The organism is Kitasatospora sp. NPDC001309, from assembly GCF_042896295.1.
Lineage (GTDB): Bacteria > Actinomycetota > Actinomycetes > Streptomycetales > Streptomycetaceae > Kitasatospora.
The window spans coordinates 188,344-204,908 of sequence record NZ_JBIAXC010000001.1; the positions used below are offsets into that span (position 1 = coordinate 188,344).

General features: G+C 70.6%; 12 protein-coding genes. 4 read left to right on the top strand and 8 right to left on the bottom strand.

The window, feature by feature from the left end; translation table 11 throughout:
• The first annotated feature begins 82 nt into the window (after positions 1 to 82).
• Together radA and disA are read left to right on the top strand one after the other, a co-directional pair.
• Positions 83 to 1,630 (top strand): DNA repair protein RadA, encoded by a 1,548-nt coding sequence (gene radA, locus ACFY2K_RS00905; RefSeq protein WP_375881658.1) that lies wholly within the window; start codon positions 83 to 85, stop codon positions 1,628 to 1,630.
• 202 nt (positions 1,631 to 1,832) lie between these two features.
• Complete coding sequence (disA, locus tag ACFY2K_RS00910; RefSeq protein WP_350507754.1) at positions 1,833 to 2,891, top strand: DNA integrity scanning diadenylate cyclase DisA; 1,059 nt, start codon at positions 1,833 to 1,835, stop codon at positions 2,889 to 2,891.
• Positions 2,892 to 3,070: 179 nt separating this feature from the next.
• Here the strand turns inward: disA and ACFY2K_RS00915 are convergent, their stop codons facing one another.
• A complete protein-coding gene (locus tag ACFY2K_RS00915) occupies positions 3,071 to 3,940 on the bottom strand; it encodes a hypothetical protein (protein ID WP_387709074.1) in 870 nt (289 codons plus the stop codon).
• A gap of 291 nt (positions 3,941 to 4,231) precedes the next feature.
• On the opposite strand from ACFY2K_RS00915, the gene ACFY2K_RS00920 reads away from it, so the two are divergent.
• The gene (locus ACFY2K_RS00920; RefSeq protein WP_380586259.1) at positions 4,232 to 5,149 is read left to right on the top strand and encodes an A/G-specific adenine glycosylase; all 918 of its coding nucleotides are present in this window, start codon (positions 4,232 to 4,234) and stop codon (positions 5,147 to 5,149) included.
• A gap of 82 nt (positions 5,150 to 5,231) precedes the next feature.
• Here ACFY2K_RS00920 and ACFY2K_RS00925 read toward each other — a convergent pair whose 3' ends face one another.
• The gene (locus ACFY2K_RS00925) at positions 5,232 to 6,827 is read right to left on the bottom strand and encodes an MDR family MFS transporter (protein WP_380522913.1); all 1,596 of its coding nucleotides are present in this window, start codon (positions 6,825 to 6,827) and stop codon (positions 5,232 to 5,234) included.
• Between the two features lie 260 nt (positions 6,828 to 7,087).
• Between ACFY2K_RS00925 and ACFY2K_RS00930 the strand changes: the two genes are divergently transcribed.
• Positions 7,088 to 7,726, top strand: coding sequence for a TetR/AcrR family transcriptional regulator (locus ACFY2K_RS00930; protein ID WP_380522912.1), 639 nt, complete (start codon positions 7,088 to 7,090; stop codon positions 7,724 to 7,726).
• A 26-nt stretch (positions 7,727 to 7,752) separates the two neighbouring features.
• On the opposite strand, the gene ACFY2K_RS00935 is transcribed toward ACFY2K_RS00930, so the two are convergent.
• The 6 genes from ACFY2K_RS00935 to ACFY2K_RS00960 all read right to left on the bottom strand — a co-directional run bounded on the left by ACFY2K_RS00935 (position 7,753) and on the right by ACFY2K_RS00960 (position 16,390).
• A complete protein-coding gene (locus ACFY2K_RS00935; RefSeq protein WP_387709077.1) occupies positions 7,753 to 8,682 on the bottom strand; it encodes a M23 family metallopeptidase in 930 nt (309 codons plus the stop codon).
• Between the two features lie 441 nt (positions 8,683 to 9,123).
• Positions 9,124 to 11,475, bottom strand: a complete 2,352-nt coding sequence (locus tag ACFY2K_RS00940) for an immune inhibitor A domain-containing protein (protein WP_375881672.1) — start codon at positions 11,473 to 11,475, stop codon at positions 9,124 to 9,126.
• A 273-nt stretch (positions 11,476 to 11,748) separates the two neighbouring features.
• A complete protein-coding gene (locus tag ACFY2K_RS00945) occupies positions 11,749 to 14,268 on the bottom strand; it encodes an ATP-dependent Clp protease ATP-binding subunit (protein WP_375881675.1) in 2,520 nt (839 codons plus the stop codon).
• A 669-nt stretch (positions 14,269 to 14,937) separates the two neighbouring features.
• Positions 14,938 to 15,288, bottom strand: coding sequence for an Lsr2 family protein (locus ACFY2K_RS00950; RefSeq protein ID WP_375881678.1), 351 nt, complete (start codon positions 15,286 to 15,288; stop codon positions 14,938 to 14,940).
• A gap of 91 nt (positions 15,289 to 15,379) precedes the next feature.
• Positions 15,380 to 15,916 (bottom strand): amino-acid N-acetyltransferase, encoded by a 537-nt coding sequence (locus ACFY2K_RS00955; RefSeq protein WP_375881681.1) that lies wholly within the window; start codon positions 15,914 to 15,916, stop codon positions 15,380 to 15,382.
• Positions 15,917 to 15,925: 9 nt separating this feature from the next.
• A complete protein-coding gene (locus ACFY2K_RS00960) occupies positions 15,926 to 16,390 on the bottom strand; it encodes a BlaI/MecI/CopY family transcriptional regulator (protein ID WP_375881683.1) in 465 nt (154 codons plus the stop codon).
• Positions 16,391 to 16,565: the final 175 nt, after the last annotated feature.

A 16,565-nucleotide genomic window follows, 5' to 3' on the forward strand; every position in this document is an offset into this window, starting at 1 on the left:
ACAACATCGCCCATCTGTGTGGGCGCGCGTCCGGTCCGGCGGTGGTCCTCCGCTGTCACACCCAGCCGCTACCGTGGGCCGCATGCCTCCGCGTTCCAAGACCACCGCCAAGCCGCGCCCGGCCTACCGCTGCACCGAGTGCGGCAACCAGCTGCCGAAGTGGGTCGGCCGCTGCCCGGAGTGCAACGCCTGGGGCACGGTCGAGGAGTACGGCGCGGTGCCGATCCGCACCACCGCCGCGGGCCCGGTCAGCGCGCCCGCGCGGCCGATCGCCCAGGTGGACGGCCAGGTCGCGACGGCCCGCTCCACGGGCGTGCCGGAGCTGGACCGGGTGCTCGGCGGCGGCCTGGTGCCCGGCGCGGTGGTGCTGCTGGCCGGCGAGCCCGGCGTCGGCAAGTCCACCCTGCTGCTGGACGTCGCGGCCAAGGCGGCCACCGACCGGCACCGCACGCTCTACGTCACCGGCGAGGAGTCGGCCGGCCAGGTCCGGCTGCGCGCCGACCGGATCAACGCCCTCTCCGAGCACCTCTACCTCGCCGCCGAGCAGGACCTCGGCGCGGTGCTGGGGCACATCGAGGCGGTCAACCCCGGCCTGCTGATCCTGGACTCGGTGCAGACCATCGCCTCCGCCGAGCTGGACGGCGCCCCCGGCGGCCCGGCCCAGGTCCGCGAGGTGGCGGGCGCGCTGATCCGGGCCTCCAAGGAGCGGGGCATGGCCACCCTGCTGGTCGGCCACGTCACCAAGGACGGCCAGATCGCCGGCCCCCGCCTGCTGGAGCACCTGGTGGACGTGGTGCTGAGCTTCGAGGGCGACCGGCACGCCCGGCTGCGGCTCATCCGCGGGGTCAAGAACCGCTACGGCGCCACCGACGAGGTGGGCTGCTTCGAGCTGCACGACGAGGGCATCGTCGGCCTGGCCGACCCGTCCGGCCTCTTCCTGACCAGGCGTGACAAGCCCGTCCCCGGCACCTGCCTCACCGTCACCCTGGAGGGCAAGCGCCCGCTGGTCGCCGAGGTGCAGGCGCTGATGGTGGATTCGCAGATCCCCTCCCCGCGGCGCACCACCTCGGGCCTGGAGTCGCCCCGGATCGCGATGATCCTGGCCGTGGTCGAGCGGCACGGCGGGGTGAAGCTCGGCAAGCAGGACATCTACACCGCGACGGTCGGCGGGGTGAAGCTCACCGAGCCCTCCGCCGACCTCGCGGTCGCGCTCGCGGTGGCCAGCTCCTCCACCGACACCCCGCTGCCCAGCAACCTGGTGGCGATCGGTGAGGTCGGCCTGGCCGGCGAGGTGCGGCGGGTGACGGGTGTGCAGCGCCGGCTGGCCGAGGCGCACCGGCTGGGCTTCACCCACGCCCTGGTCCCGCCGGACCCGGGCAAGGTGCCGCCGGGCATGAAGGTGGTCGAGGTGGCCGACATCGGCGAGGCGCTGCGGGCCATCCCGGGCCGCCGCCGGGCCGCCGCCAAGTCGCGCTCCGAGAGCCGCTCCGAGACCCGCGGTGAGGCCCGTACGGAGGGGCGTGGTGAGGCTCCGTCGGCCCCGCCGGCGCCCCGCGCACCCCGGGTCCCGGCGTACCCGGAGGAGCTGATGGACGGCTGGGAGCCGCTCGACTCCGATGAACTGCGCTGACCCAAGCCCTGCCGAAGCCGCACGCAGTTAGACTTTCCCCAGTCTCATTGGCCAGAAGGCAGTACCGGAGCGGTACTGAGCGACAGAGCAACAGACCGCGGACCGGCGCACGGCGCGAGGCGCGCGGCACGGGGTCGACCGGAGGAGTCACGTGGCAGCCAGCGACCGGGGGGCGGACAAGGCCTCCCGTGAGGAGGCCCTGCTGCGGGCCTCCCTCACCGCCATCGCGCCCGGTACCGCGCTTCGTGACGGACTGGAACGGGTCCTGCGGGCCAATACCGGTGGCCTGATCGTGCTGGGCTTCGACAAGACCGTCGAGCCGATCTGCACCGGCGGCTTCGTCCTGGACGTCGAGTTCAGCGCGACCCGCCTGCGCGAGCTGTGCAAGCTCGACGGCGCGGTGGTGCTGGACAAGGACATCACCAAGATCGTCCGGGCCGGCGTCCACCTGATGCCGGACTCCACCATCCCCACCGACGAGACCGGCACCCGCCACCGCACCGCCGAGCGGGTCAACCGGCAGACCGGCTACCCGGTGGTCGCGGTCTCGCATTCGATGCGGCTGATCGCCATGTACGTCAACGGCACCCGCCGGGTGCTGGAGGACTCCACCACCGTCCTCTCCCGCGCCAACCAGGCGCTGGCCACCCTGGAGCGCTACAAGCTGCGCCTGGACGAGGTGGCCGGCACGCTCTCCGCCCTGGAGATCGAGGACCTGGTGACGGTCCGGGACGTCACCGCCGTGGCCCAGCGCCTGGAGATGGTCCGGCTGATCGCCACCGAGATCGCCGGCTACGTGCTGGAGCTCGGCATCGACGGCCGTCTGCTCTCGCTCCAGCTGGACGAGCTGATCGCGGGTGTGGAGCCGGAGCGCGAGCTGGTCGCCCGGGACTACTTCCCGGAGCGCGCCGCCAAGAAGGGCCGCACGGTCACCGAGGTGCTGGCCGACCTGGAGGCGCTCACCCACGCCGAGCTGCTGGACCTGCAGACGGTCGCCAAGGCGCTCGGCTACTCCGGCACGCCGGAGTCCCTGGACTCCGCCGTCTCCCCGCGCGGCTACCGCCTGCTGGCGAAGATCCCGCGCCTGCCCAACACGGTGATAGAGCGCCTGGTCGAGCACTTCGGCGGCCTGCAGAAGCTGCTCGCGGCCAGCATCGACGACCTGCAGACGGTCGAGGGCGTCGGCGAGACCCGGGCCCGCTCGGTCCGCGAGGGCCTGTCCCGCCTTGCCGAATCGTCCATCCTGGAGCGCTACGTCTGACCGGACGCGGACGCGCAGCGGACCACGAACGGCCCCCGGAGAAACGCTTCCTCGGGGGCCGTTCCGCGTCCCCGGACCCCGCGGCACGGAACGGCCGACGTGCCGCCGGGCCGACGTGCCGAAGCGCGGAGCCCCCGACCGCTCGGCGGCCGGGGGCTCCGTGGGGACGTGACGGGCGTTCAGCTGTCCAGTCGGATCGAGGTCCGGGCCGACACCTTGTCGCCGGAGAGCCCGGTGAGCTCCGCCAGCACCACGTACGTCCCGTTCGCCGGGGCGGTCTGGTCGGCGGTCGCGCACTGCGGCTTGCTGCGGCTGCGGTCCCAGGTGAAGGTCTCGGTCTGGCTGCCGTTCGCCGGGATCTGCACCCAGATGTTGCCCTTGTCGGGCGGGCAGTCGCCGGAGGACCAGACCCGGTCGTTGTTGCTGCCGCTGCTGACCGTGATCACGGAGGCGGTGCGGCCCAGGTCCACCCGGCAGTTGGCGCCGGAGGAGTTCTTGACCGTCAGCGCCAGCTTGGGCTTGTCCTTGGGCTGGTACGAGTTCTGGGTGCCGGCCAGCTCCAGGGCGACCTGCGAGGAGGAGCAGACCGGGAGTGCCATCACCTCGGCGGTGTTCACCGCCGGGGCGCCACCGCCCGAGCCGCCGGCCCCGCCGGGCGCCGGGCTGCCGCCACTGGAACCGCCCGCGCCGCCGGACCCGCCCGAGGTACCGGACCCACCGGTCCCGCCCGAGCCGCCGGTCCCGCCGCCGCCACCCGTGGCGCCGCCGCTGAGGCCGACCTCGCTGCCGCCGCCGCTGGCCACCGGCCCGCCGCCGGAGCCGCCGGCCGGGTGCGCCGCGGGGCCGCTCGGCGAGGCGCCGGGCGTGATCGCCTGAGCGGGCGTCTGGCTCTGGGACGGTACGGGCTGCGCGGCCTTGCTCGACGAGCCGCCGTCACCGCCCCCGCCCTGATCGGTCATCAGCCAGGCGATCAGGGCGACGACCGCCGCGACGGCGACGAGCACGACGACACGCCGACGCCAGTAGATCGAGGCCGGCAGCGGTCCCACGGGTTGACGCAAAGAGGGCACGATCAAACTCTATGGGACTGCGTGTGGCGATTGACTCACCAACACCGCACAGTCGCCCCTTCTTTCACATGATCCGCCATTTGATCCGTTCGAGGGAGTCCTTTCACCCGGATGCCCGGCCGGAAACCGGCGGAAAGCCGGCCGGAGACCCGCTGGAGTCCGGAAGGAGCCCGGGTGGCGACCCGAGCGGAAACCGGGGGAGAACGGTCCGTCCGGAGCTCCCGCATCCGCTTCGATCCGGCTCCGCGGCCGTGGGAGGATCGAAGGGCCATGACTGCCATCACCGCCACCGAAGCCGCCCCCGCGCCGCCACTGCCCCTGCCGCTGCTGCACTCGACCGTCATCGACTGGTACGAGGCCAGCAAGCGCGACCTGCCCTGGCGGACCCCCGACGCGACGCCCTGGGCCGTCATGGTGAGCGAGTTCATGCTCCAGCAGACCCCGGTGAAGCGGGTGCTGCCCGCCTGGCAGGCCTGGATGACCCGCTGGCCCACCCCCGCCGCCCTCGCCGCCGAGGCGCCCGGCGAGGCGGTCCGGATGTGGGGCCGGCTGGGCTACCCGCGCCGCGCGCTGCGCCTGCACGCGGCCGCCGTGGCGATCACCGAGGAGCACGGCGGGGAGGTCCCGGACGACCACGCCACGCTGCTCTCGCTGCCCGGGGTGGGGGAGTACACCGCCGCGGCCGTCGCCTCCTTCGCCTTCCGCCAGCGGCACGTGGTGCTGGACACCAACGTCCGCCGGGTCTTCGCCCGCGCGGTGACCGGCGTGGAGTACCCGGCCACCGCCACCACCGCCGCCGAGCGCCGCACCGCGACCGCGCTGCTGCCGGACGACGCCGGGACGGCCGCCACCTGGGCGGTCGGCGTGATGGAGCTGGGAGCCCTGGTCTGCACCGCCCGGGGCCCGGAGTGCGGGGAGTGCCCGCTGTTCACCGTCTGCGCCTGGCAGCGGGCCGGCCGCCCGCCGTACGAGGGCCCCGCCCGGCGCGGCCAGACCTACGAGGGCACCGACCGCCAGGTGCGCGGCAAGCTGCTCGCGGTGCTGCGCGAGGCGCACGGCACCGTCCCGCAGGCCCGGCTGGACGCGGTCTGGCCGGACGCGGTGCAGCGCGCCCGGGCCCTGGACGGCCTGGTCGCCGACGGCCTGGTCGAGCCGGTCGAGCAGGGCGTCTACCGGCTGCCCCAGTAGCCGGAGGCGAAGCCCCCCGGACAACGAGGACGGCGCCCCCGGGAGATCCCTTCCCGGGGGCGCCGTCGTCCGTGGGCGGTCGTCAGACGGCCGCCGCCTCCAGCGAGGCCTCGGCCGGCTTCTCGCCCTTGCCGGTGCCGCGCAGCGGCACCTCGCGCAGGAACAGTGCGGCGGCGATGGCGATCACGGCCACCCCGGCGCCCCACAGGAAGACGGTGTGCATGCCGTTGGACACGGCGTGGTGGTAGGCGTCCTGGACGACCTCGGGCAGCTTGCGCAGCTCGGCCGGGCTCACCTGGCCCGGGTCCTTCGCCCCGCCGCCGGCCGAGGCCTGCTCGCCCAGGCGCGAGGTCATGGTGTCCTTCACCCGGTTGTTGAACAGGGCGCCGAACAGCGCGACACCGAAGGAACCGCCGATGGTGCGGAACAGGGTGGCGGTGGAGCTGGCCACGCCCATGTCCTTGAGCTCGACGCTGTTCTGGGCGACCAGCATGGTGATCTGCATCAGGAAGCCCATGCCCGCGCCGAGTACGACCATCCAGCAGGCCGAGGTGAAGCTGCTGGTCCCGACGCCCATGGTGGAGAGCAGGACCATGCCGGCGGTCATCACGACGGTGCCGATGATCGGGAAGATCCGGTACTTGCCGGTCTTGGTGACGGCCTGGCCGACCACCAGCGAGACGACCAGCATGCCGAACATCATCGGCATCAGCAGCAGGCCGGAGTTGGTCGCCGAGGCGCCCTGGACGATCTGCTGGTAGAGCGGCAGGAAGACGGTCGAGCCGAACATCACGAAGCCGACCACGAAGCCGATGATCGAGACCAGGGTGAAGTTCAGGTTCTTGAAGAGGCTCAGCGGGAGCATCGGCTCCTGGGCCCGCTGCTCCACGTAGCAGAAGGCGATCAGCGAGGCGACGGCGAGCGCGGCCAGGCCGAGGATCTCCTTGGAGCCCCAGGCGTACTGCTGGCCGCCCCAGGTGGTGATCAGCACCAGCGAGGTGATGCCCGCGGTGAGCAGCACCGCGCCCGGGTAGTCGATCCGGGCGGTGTTGGTGACCTTCGGCAGCTTGAGGGTGACGACGACCACGGCGAGGGCTATCAGGCCGAGCGGCAGGTTGATGTAGAAGGTCCAGTGCCAGCTCAGGTGGTCGGTGATGAAGCCGCCGACCAGCGGGCCGCCGATGGTGGCGAGGGCCATCACGGCGGCGAACATGCCCTGGTACTTGCCGCGGTCACGCGGCGGGACGAGCGCACCCATGATCGACATGACGCCGACCATCAGGCCGCCGGCGCCGAGGCCCTGCACGGCGCGGAAGCCGATCAGCTCGTTCATGTTCTGGGACAGGCCGGACAGCGCCGAGCCCACCAGGAAGATCACGATCGAGGTCAGGAAGATGCCCTTGCGACCGTAGAGGTCGCCGAGCTTGCCCCAGATCGGGGTGGAGGCGGCGGTGGCCAGGGTGTACGCGGTGACCACCCAGGAGAGGTGCTCGGCGCCGCCGAGGTCGCCGACGATGGTCGGCATCGCGGTTCCGACGATCAGGTTGTCGAGCATGGCCAGCAGCATCGTGACGACCAGGCCGACCATCACGAGGCGGATCTCGCGGGGTGACCGCGGCTGCTCCTCCTCGGTCGCCTTGTCCTCCGGTACCGGGCCGGCGGTCTTGGACTGTGACATGGGGTGGGGTCTCCCGGAGGGGTGTTTCGGACGGGCCTCGCGCCGCGGTGCGGATCACTTACTTGACGCCCGGCTAGTTTATCGATCGTCGGCACGGTAGGCTTTTTACTAGCCGGTCGTCAAGCCAGTTTTAAGACCGAGCGCCTGGGCAGGGAGAATGGGCCCGGGGCGGACGCCACCCTGGGTCCGCAGCCGTCACCGCAGCAAGTCACCGCAGCAAGTCACCGCAGCCGTCACCGACGCAGTCAACGAGGCAGGCCATGGGCACTCCGCACAGCCCCCGCAGCGACACCCGGGCTCGCATCATCGAGGTGTCGTTGGAGCTCTTCTCGGAGCAGGGCTACGAGCAGACCTCGCTGCGTGAGATCGCCGACCGACTGGGCGTCACCAAGGCCGCGCTGTACTACCACTTCAAGACCAAGGACGACATCGTCCTGGGCATCGTGGAGCGGATGGCCGCGCCGATCGACGAGATCATCGCGTGGGGCCGGGAGCAGGAGGCCTGGAGCCCGGAGATGCGCGACGAGTTGATCCGGCGCTACGCGGACGGGATGACCGAGCGGGCCCCGCTGCTGCGCTTCTTCCACGAGAACCAGCCCGCGCTGCGGGAGTCCCCGGCCGGGCTGGCGTTCCGGGAGCGCGTGATCACCATGATGCAGCTGGTGCACGGGCCCGACGCCGGGTTCCGCGACCGGCTGCGGGCCACGATGGCGCTGTTCACCGCCCACTCGGCGTTCTTCCTGCTCAAGCAGGACTCCTCCGACTGCGGCGAGACCGAGAACGTGTGGGGCGAGAAGCTGCCGGCCGCGGACCTGGAGGAGGCGCTCGAAGCGGCCCGCGAGGTCGCGCTGGAGATCAGCAGCCGGATCGGCCGACCCACCACCGGCACCACCGGCTGATCACCGCGGCACCGCGGCACGGCGTCCTAGAACGCCGTGACTCCGTGCGCGGAGAGGTAGGCGATCGGGTTGACCACCGCGCCGTAGCGGTTGCTGGTGCGGATCTCGAAGTGCAGGTGCGGCCCGGTCGAGTTGCCGGTGTTCCCGGACAGTCCGACCCGTAGGCCCGCCGGCACCCGGTCGCCGGCCGACACCGAGACCGCCGACAGGTGCGCGTACTGCGCGAAGTGCCCGTCGGCCAGCCGCAGCACGACCTCCTTGCCGTACGCGCCGTCCCAGCCGGCCGAGACCACGGTCGCGTCGCCGACCGCCAGCACCGGCGTGCCGGGGGAGACCGCGAAGTCCACCCCGGTGTGGTACCCGGCGGCGTAGCTGCGGTTGGGCTTCCCGAACGGGTTGCTGGTCGGCGCGTCCGGCGCCGGCGCCGACCAGTCCGGCGCGGGCGCGGGTGCGGGGTCCGGTGCGGCCTCCGGCTGCGCGCCGGGCTGCTCGGCGGGCGCGGGCTCCGCGGCGGCCGGGTCGAGCGGCAGCAGGTTGGGCGCCACGGCCACGAAGGCCTGCGCCGAGGCGGCGTCGTCCGGCAGCTTGTACGGGCTCGGCCCGGCCACCTGCACCAGGCCCGGGTTGGGCACCTCCGCCCGCGGGGCCGTGAAGGCCGAGCTGCCGGGCGTGGTCGGCCGTACGGTCTGCGCCGAGGCGCTGCCCGGAGTGGCGATCAGCAGCACGCCCGCCAGCAGCGCGGCGGCCGCCCCGGCCGAGGCCACCGCGTGGTCGCGCTCGGTCCGCTGCCGGCTGCCCGGCAGGGTGGCGTGCCGGGGGGTCGTGAGCAGCCGCAGCGACGGTACGGCGCGGCTGCGGACGGCCTGGCCGATCCGCGGCTGCCAGACGGCCGCCTGGGCCGTCGCGCGGACGGCGAGCCGGCGCAGGGCCGGCCCCACGGGCGGGACGTTGGACATCGCGGGTCGTACCTCACGGTCGTGCGGGGGCAGCACGGAAACGGCCGGTCGGGCGGTCGGCTGCGCTGGGGAGCACTCAGCTTTAACCGTCACCGAGCGCAGCCCCAAACCCGGCGATGTACTACCCCGTGTAGTCGGCGTGGCGCCGGGGATTCCCACCGACGGAGTAATGATCATGAGATCGGATCGCCGAGGCCCGACCGGGTCCACGCCGCGGTCCCGCCCCGCCGACTACTAGGCCCGGTCGTACCGCGCCGAACCGCTGTGACCAGCGCCACCCGGTGCGCGCGCTCCCGGGCGGGGCCGGCCGACGGAAAGCGCCCGGCCTCCGAAGAGCGCCCGGCCGCCGAAAAGCGTCCGGCCCGCCCCCGCGTGGTGGCGGGGGCGGGCCGGACGTGGAGAACTCAGTGCCGCGCGATCACGGCCTGACCGTCAGGACGATCAGTTGTCGACCGGGCGGACCCGGATCCAGGTCTCCAGGTAGTTCGCGGACTCGTTCTCGACCTCGATGCTGGTGCCGGTCTTCGGCACGTCCACACCGGCGTACTGGTCGTCCTTCGACCACCAGGACTTCAGGTCGTTGAACTCGTCGACGCCCTTGGACTTCGGGATGACGGTCTCGACGTCGGCCTTGTGCAGGGTCAGCGCCGGGACGCGGCGCGAACCGAAGGTCGAGTCGAAGCCCTGCATGCGCGGACGCATCAGGGTGCCGTCGGACCACTTGATCGGGGCCGGGTGCGAGTCGACCGGCAGGACCAGGCCGTGGCCCGGGTGGGCGCTGACGTTGTTGTCGGTCTGCGACTCGTCCCAGTACCAGATCAGCAGGCCGGGCTGGTACGAGTAGTGCTCGACCCAGCTGGGCTTGGCGGCCGAACCGAAGTTGTACGGGCCGGTCTTGAGGGTCTGGTCGAACGACACGTACTGCTTGTTCTCCGCGATGTAGTACTGCGCGTAGTCCTTGGTGTACGAGCCGCCGAAGCGGGTGAAGCCGGCGGCGGTCCAGCCGTTGTCGCCGTTCTCCACGTCGTCGCTGAACACGGTGGCACCGTCGGCGACCACGGCGATGTTGTCCGCCGCGAAGCCGCGGTAGTGCAGACCGCCGTCAGTGGTGTTGTGGTAGCGGAACTGGATCTTCTTGCCCGCGTAGGCGTCCAGGTTGAACGACAGGTCGCCCCAGGCGGCGGTGAGGCCGCTGAGGGCCGGGCGGCCGTTCTCCTTCGGGAGGGCGGCGCCGTTCCAGGTGCCGTCCACCACGGTCCAGGTCTTGCCACCGTCGGTGGAGACCTCGCCGAAGGCGTAGTCGAAGTCCGGCTCCAGCTCGTACCAGGCCTTGGCGTTGATGCTGGCCTTGGTCTTGCCGGTCAGATCGATGTCGCGGGTCAGCGTGACGTTCAGGTTGTCGGCGCTGCCGCTCCACCACTCGTTGTTGCCACCGAAGGGCTTGTTGATGTCGGTGGTGATGCTCTTCTTCGGCAGGTCGACGATGAGCGCCTGCGGAAGGTTGGTGTTGTACTCGACCGGGCCGATGTGGTGCGTCGACTCGGTGCCCGCCTTGGCGCGGTCGACCTTGAGCCAGCCGAGCTGGTACTTGCTCCAGGCGTCGAGGTCGTTCGGCATGTCGCCGATGCTGTCCTTGCCCTCGCCGAGCCAGGAGCCGGAGGACATCAGGGACCAGAAGCCGACCGAGTTGTCGATGCCCTTGCCGGCGGTGTCGTAGAGGTCCGGCAGACCGAGGTCGTGGCCGTACTCGTGCGCGAAGACGCCGAGGCCGCCGTTCTCCGGCTGCATCGTGTAGTCGCCGATCCAGAAGCCGGAGTCACCGACCTGGACGCCGCCGAGCTTGTTGTTGTCCGGGCCGGCCTGGCCGGTCAGGTTGCCGTAGACGTACGAGCGGTGCGCCCACAGGGCCTTGCTGCCCTGCTTGCCGCCACCGGCCGACTTGTCCTCACCGGCGTGCACGATCTGGAAGTGGTCGATGTACCCGTCGGGCTGGTTGAAGTTCCCGTCGTGGTGCGACCCGTAGCGGTCCCACTGGTCGTACGAGGCCAGCGTCGCCTTGACCTGCTCCTTGGTCTGACCCTTCGCCAGCTGGTCCTTGTACCAGATGTCGACGGCGTCGCGGATCAGGTCCTGGGCGCTGGAGCAGACGTTGGAGCCGCAGTAGTCGGAGCCGTAACGGGCCTCGTTCCACGGCACCCGGACCCAGTCCGAGACCACGCCGTCGACCGTGTAGCGGCCCGAGGACTGCTTCTCGTAGAAGGTCTTCAGCGAGGGCTTGTCCTTGGCGAAGTACAGGTCCTGGTAGTGCTGCTGGTTGTAGTCGGCCTGCCAGGCGGTCGAGTTGTTCGTGGCGCGGTCGGGCGCCTCGATCTCGTTGTGCTTGGGGCCGGCCTCGCCGCCGTACTTGACCTTGCCGTCGGCGGTCTTGGTGGTGTTGTCGACCTGGTCGCCGAAGTCGACCAGGATCGTGAAGATCTTGTCCGAGCGCTCACGGGGGAGCTCGACGTACTTGTCCTTGCCGAGCTTCACGCTGGTGCTGCCGTTGTGCTGCTCGACCTGGGCGGTGCCGTTGAGCAGCTGCTCGGTGGCGGCCTTCTTCTCCGCGTCGACCTTGGCGGTCAGCGGGCCCGGGATGTTGTGCTCGGTGTTGACGGACTGGACGGCGTCGGCCGGGTCCTTCGGAACCGGTGCCGAGCCGGCCGCGACGGCGCTGCTCGGGAACAGACCCGCGCCGAGCGTGACTATGACCGCCGCCGCGGTGGTGACCGCTGCGGCTCTCCTGGTGGTCTTCAACGTTGTGACGCCCTCCCCGACCGAGCTGACTCTTGGCCAAGGCCCGGTAAACCAATATGAAAGACAGGTGGACGTCATTTGACCGAAGTGGAGCTGGAAAAGATAGACCTTGACCCTGACATGGCCACGGCGCTATGCTCGCCGATTTCATGTCAGCTGACGGCAGGTCAGAAAACGCCTGGTCCGGGCCCTGCGCGGGAATCCGGAACGCAACGAGCCCCCGGCGCGAACGCCGGGGGCTCGTGGCTGTGAAGTTGTCTGTTAAATGTTGGTCTACTTCGTCAGGTCCGGACCGGACGAAGCGACCTCGGCCGGGGTGTCCGCGACGGCCGACTTCTCCTCGCCGCGGAAGGTGAACTTGGCGTCCTTGCCGTCGCCGTCCACGTCCACGACCACGATGTGGCCGGCCCGCAGCTCGCCGAAGAGGATCTTCTCGGAGAGGTGGTCCTCGATCTCGCGCTGGATGGTGCGGCGCAGCGGACGGGCACCCATGATGGGGTCGTAGCCGCGCTTGGCCAGCAGCTTCTTGGCCTCGACGCTGAGCTCCAGGCCCATGTCCTTGTCCTTGAGCCGCTCGTCCACCTTGGCGATCATCAGGTCGACGATCTGGATGATGTCGACCTCGGACAGCTGGTGGAACACCACGATGTCGTCGACGCGGTTCAGGAACTCGGGGCGGAAGTGCTGCTTGAGCTCCTCGCCGACCTTCGCCTTCATCCGCTCGTACCCGGTCTGGGAGTCACCCGTGGCCGCGAAGCCCAGGTTGAAGCCCTTGGAGATGTCCCGGGTGCCGAGGTTGGTCGTCATGATGATGACGGTGTTCTTGAAGTCGACCACGCGGCCCTGGGAGTCGGTCAGACGACCGTCCTCCAGGATCTGCAGCAGCGAGTTGAAGATGTCCGGGTGGGCCTTCTCGACCTCGTCGAAGAGGACGACCGAGAACGGCTTGCGGCGGACCTTCTCGGTCAGCTGGCCGCCCTCCTCGTAGCCCACGTACCCGGGCGGGGAGCCGAACAGCCGGGAGACGGTGTGCTTCTCGGAGAACTCGGACATGTCGAGCGCGATCAGCGCGTCCTCGTCGCCGAAGAGGAACTCGGCGAGCGTCTTGGACAGTTCGGTCTTACCGACGCCGGACGGGCCGGCGAAGATGAACGAACCGCCGGGGCGCTTCGGGTCCTTGAGGCCCGCACGGGTGCGCCGGATGGCCTGGGAGAGCGCCTTGATGGCGTCCTTCTGGCCGATGACGCGCTTGTGCAGCTCGTCCTCCATGCGCAGCAGCCGGGAGGTCTCCTCCTCGGTCAGCTTGAAGACCGGGATGCCGGTGGCGGTGGCCAGGACCTCGGCGATGAGCTCCTCGTTGACCTCCGCGACGACGTCCATGTCGCCGGCCTTCCACTCCTTCTCGCGCTTGGCCTTGGCCTGCAGGAGCTGCTTCTCGTCGTCGCGCAGGGACGCGGCCTTCTCGAAGTCCTGCGCGTCGATCGCGCTCTCCTTCTCGCGGCGCACGTCGGCGATCTTCTCGTCGAACTCGCGCAGGTCCGGCGGCGCGGTCATCCGGCGGATGCGCATGCGCGAGCCGGCCTCGTCGATCAGGTCGATCGCCTTGTCCGGCAGGAAGCGGTCCGAGATGTACCGGTCGGCCAGGGTGGCGGCGGCGACCAGGGCGGCGTCCGTGATGGAGACCCGGTGGTGGGCCTCGTAGCGGTCGCGCAGACCCTTGAGGATCTCGATGGTGTGCGGCAGCGAGGGCTCGGCGACCTGGATCGGCTGGAAGCGGCGCTCCAGCGCGGCGTCCTTCTCCAGGTGCTTGCGGTACTCGTCCAGGGTGGTGGCACCGATGGTCTGCAGCTCGCCGCGGGCCAGCATCGGCTTGAGGATGCTGGCGGCGTCGATGGCGCCCTCGGCGGCGCCCGCGCCGACCAGGGTGTGCAGCTCGTCGATGAACAGGATGATGTCGCCGCGGGTGCGGATCTCCTTGAGCACCTTCTTGAGGCGCTCCTCGAAGTCACCGCGGTAGCGCGAGCCGGCCACCAGGGCGCCCAGGTCCAGCGTGTAGAGCTGCTTGTCCTTGAGCGTCTCCGGGACCTCGCCCTTGACGATCGCCTGCGCCAGGCCCTCGACCACGGCGGTCTTGCCGACGCCGGGCTCACCGATCAGGACCGGGTTGTTCTTGGTGCGGCGGGACAGCACCTGCATGACCCGCTCGATCTCCTTCTCGCGCCCGATGACCGGGTCGAGCTTGGCCTCGCGGGCGGCCTGGGTGAGGTTGCGCCCGAACTGGTCCAGGACCAGCGAGGTCGACGGGGTGCCCTCGGCGGGCCCGCCGGCCGTGGCCGACTCCTTGCCGCCGCTGGTCTGGTAACCGGAGAGCAGCTGGATGACCTGCTGGCGCACCCGGTTGAGGTCGGCACCCAGCTTCACCAGGACCTGGGCGGCGACGCCCTCGCCCTCGCGGATCAGGCCGAGCAGGATGTGCTCGGTGCCGATGTAGTTGTGGCCGAGCTGCAGGGCCTCCCGGAGCGACAGCTCCAGGACCTTCTTCGCCCGGGGGGTGAAGGGAATGTGACCGGACGGGGCCTGCTGGCCCTGGCCGATGATCTCCTCGACCTGCTGGCGCACGGCCTCAAGGGAAATCCCGAGGCTCTCCAGGGCCTTGGCGGCGACGCCCTCGCCCTCGTGGATCAGACCCAGGAGGATGTGCTCGGTGCCGATGTAGTTGTGGTTGAGCATCCGGGCTTCTTCCTGAGCCAGGACGACAACCCGCCGCGCGCGGTCGGTGAACCTCTCGAACATCGTTTATCGCTCCTCAGAGCGGTCGGGCAGTTCGGGGTCCGTCCCCGCCCTGTCCTTCCGCATGCTAGTCCCGCTCAGCGGCGCGGCCCACGGATTCACTCCCCGGTAGAGGAGCGAGATGCTGCGCGACCAGCCGACACCAATCCCAACCTGATGCTGGGAATCGGTGTTCCCACAGGTGGGCCGGATGCACCGGAAACCGCTACGCCATCGGCGAACAAGAGTCGCCGGGGCGGAGCCGGGTCCTCTTCGGCCGGTCGCACATGCTGCCCCTGGACGGGTCGAAGCACCCGTCCACCTGCATTCATACCCGGTATCGGGGCGGTTCTCGCGCAGTTTCCGCGGTGGCGGTGTTCGCCTGGCGAGAAGTCCGGCCGCGGTGACGGTGGTTCGACGGCGGCCGGGGACGGTCGTACGCCATCCCGGGGTGTCCGCGTTACCGCTTCGCCCCTACAGCGTTGCACAGCTCGTGATTGTTCCGCCGCCCGAGCCCGCAGCCCCGGCCGGCCGGGCAGGCCCGGGCCCCGGGGCCCCCGGTGCGGCGGCCGGCCCGGTGCGCGCCGCGGGGCGCGGAGGTGCCACCTCCGCGCCCCGCGCGTGTGTCGTCGGTGCCGTACGCGGCCGCCGGGGCCCCGCATCCGCTCCGGCGGGCCGGTGGTGGCGCCGGGGTCAGGCCACGTTGGCCTTGTCGTAGGCCTCGCGGACGGTGCTCGGCACCCGGCCGCGGTCGTTGACCTCCATGCCCTGCTCCTTTGCCCACGCGCGGACCTTCGCGGTGTCGGGAGCGCTGCCGGACGGCCGCGCAGCGGCGGCGCGGCCCGGGCGGCGGGGCCCGGCCAGCCGGCCGCTCTGCTTGCGGCCCTTCTCCAGGTAGGGCGCCAGCAGACCGCGCAGCTTGTCCGCGTTGGCGCTCTTCAGATCGATCTCGTAGGCAACGCCGTCGAGCGCGAACGTCACCGTCTCGTCCGCCGAACCGCCATCGAGATCGTCTTCAAGAATGACCTGCACCCTCTGTGCCACGGGCTTCCCTTTCCGCTAAACGACCCATTGCCTAAGGAAAGGAAAGCGCCTTTCTGCGGAAAACACAAACCCTTGACCGGCGCGGAGCCGCTCAGAGGTGCAGCAGCATGCGTGAGTTGCCCAGTGTGTTGGGCTTCACCCGCTCCAGGTCGAGGAACTCCGCGACACCTTCATCGTACGAGCGGAGGAGTTCTTCATAGACGTCCGTAGCGATCGCCGCCGGGTCTGTCGTACCATCATCGGTTTCCTGGAGCTCCCCGATCTCGACGAAACCGTGTTTCGCGAAGAACGGAACCTCGAACGTCAAGCAGAAAATCCGACGGACGCCCAGCCAGCGGGCGGTCTGCACCAGCTTCTCCAACAGCACGTGCCCGATCCCGAAGCCCCGGCAGGACGGATCGACCGCGAGGGTGCGGACCTCGGCGAGGTCCTCCCACATCACGTGCAGGGCGCCGCAGGCCACCACCGCGCCGTTGTCGTCGCGTTCCGCGACCCAGAACTCCTGGACGGATTCGAACAGTGTGACTGTGGGCTTGTCGAGCAGAATGCCGTCGCGCGAGTAGGCGTCGATGAGCCCGCGTACGGCCCGTACGTCCGTGGTCCGCGCGCGGCGGATGGTGACCTCCATGGCGGGACGTTATCGCGTCGCGCCCGGCGGGGTCTCCCCGGTATCCGCTCCGCCGGTATCGGGGCCGTCCGCGGGGGAATCCGGGGCGGGCTGATCCGCCGCTGGATCGGGCGGGAACAAGGCCGCGACCCGCAAGGCGTCCCGGAGGGCCTCGCGCTGCTCCGGCGACATCAGGCCGAAGAAGTGGACCAGGGCCGCCGCGGGATTGTCGCCGGTGGCCCAGGCGTCGTTCATCAGGGCCGCCGTGTACGCCTCACGCGAGGAGACCGGTTCATATCGATAGGCCCGGCCCACCCGCTCGCGGCGCAGCCAGCCCTTTCTGTGCAGCTTGTCCAGGACGGTCATCACCGTGGTGTACGCGATTTCGCGTTCCGACTGCAGATCCAGGAGAACCTCGCGAACCGTCACCGGTCGGTTCCACCGCCACACCCGGGTCATGATGGCGTTCTCAAGTTCGCCGAGTTGCCGGACCATAGTGCGGCCAGGATAGGGAGTGAATGGGGCAAATCTTGTGAAGTGCGCCAAACCGGCGCGCCGCCACCCCCGGGAATCGGGAATGGCGGCGCGGGTGGTTCGGAGCGGCTGACGACGCCAGTCGATCAGTCGGTGTCTTCCTTGGCCTTCTGGGCCCCGCCCTGGCTGCGGATGA

Bases quoted from the DNA above. Each gene is read 5' to 3' on its own strand.
- ACFY2K_RS00925 (WP_380522913.1), bottom strand. From the start codon at position 6,827: ATGTCACAGTCCAAGACCGCCGGCCCGGTACCGGAGGACAAGGCGACC.
- ACFY2K_RS00955 (WP_375881681.1), bottom strand. From the start codon at position 15,916: ATGGAGGTCACCATCCGCCGCGCGCGGACCACGGACGTACGGGCCGTA.
- ACFY2K_RS00960 (WP_375881683.1), bottom strand. From the start codon at position 16,390: ATGGTCCGGCAACTCGGCGAACTTGAGAACGCCATCATGACCCGGGTG.
- ACFY2K_RS00935 (WP_387709077.1), bottom strand. From the start codon at position 8,682: ATGTCCAACGTCCCGCCCGTGGGGCCGGCCCTGCGCCGGCTCGCCGTC.
- radA (WP_375881658.1), top strand. From the start codon at position 83: ATGCCTCCGCGTTCCAAGACCACCGCCAAGCCGCGCCCGGCCTACCGC.
- ACFY2K_RS00920 (WP_380586259.1), top strand. From the start codon at position 4,232: ATGACTGCCATCACCGCCACCGAAGCCGCCCCCGCGCCGCCACTGCCC.
- ACFY2K_RS00945 (WP_375881675.1), bottom strand. From the start codon at position 14,268: ATGTTCGAGAGGTTCACCGACCGCGCGCGGCGGGTTGTCGTCCTGGCT.
- ACFY2K_RS00930 (WP_380522912.1), top strand. From the start codon at position 7,088: ATGGGCACTCCGCACAGCCCCCGCAGCGACACCCGGGCTCGCATCATC.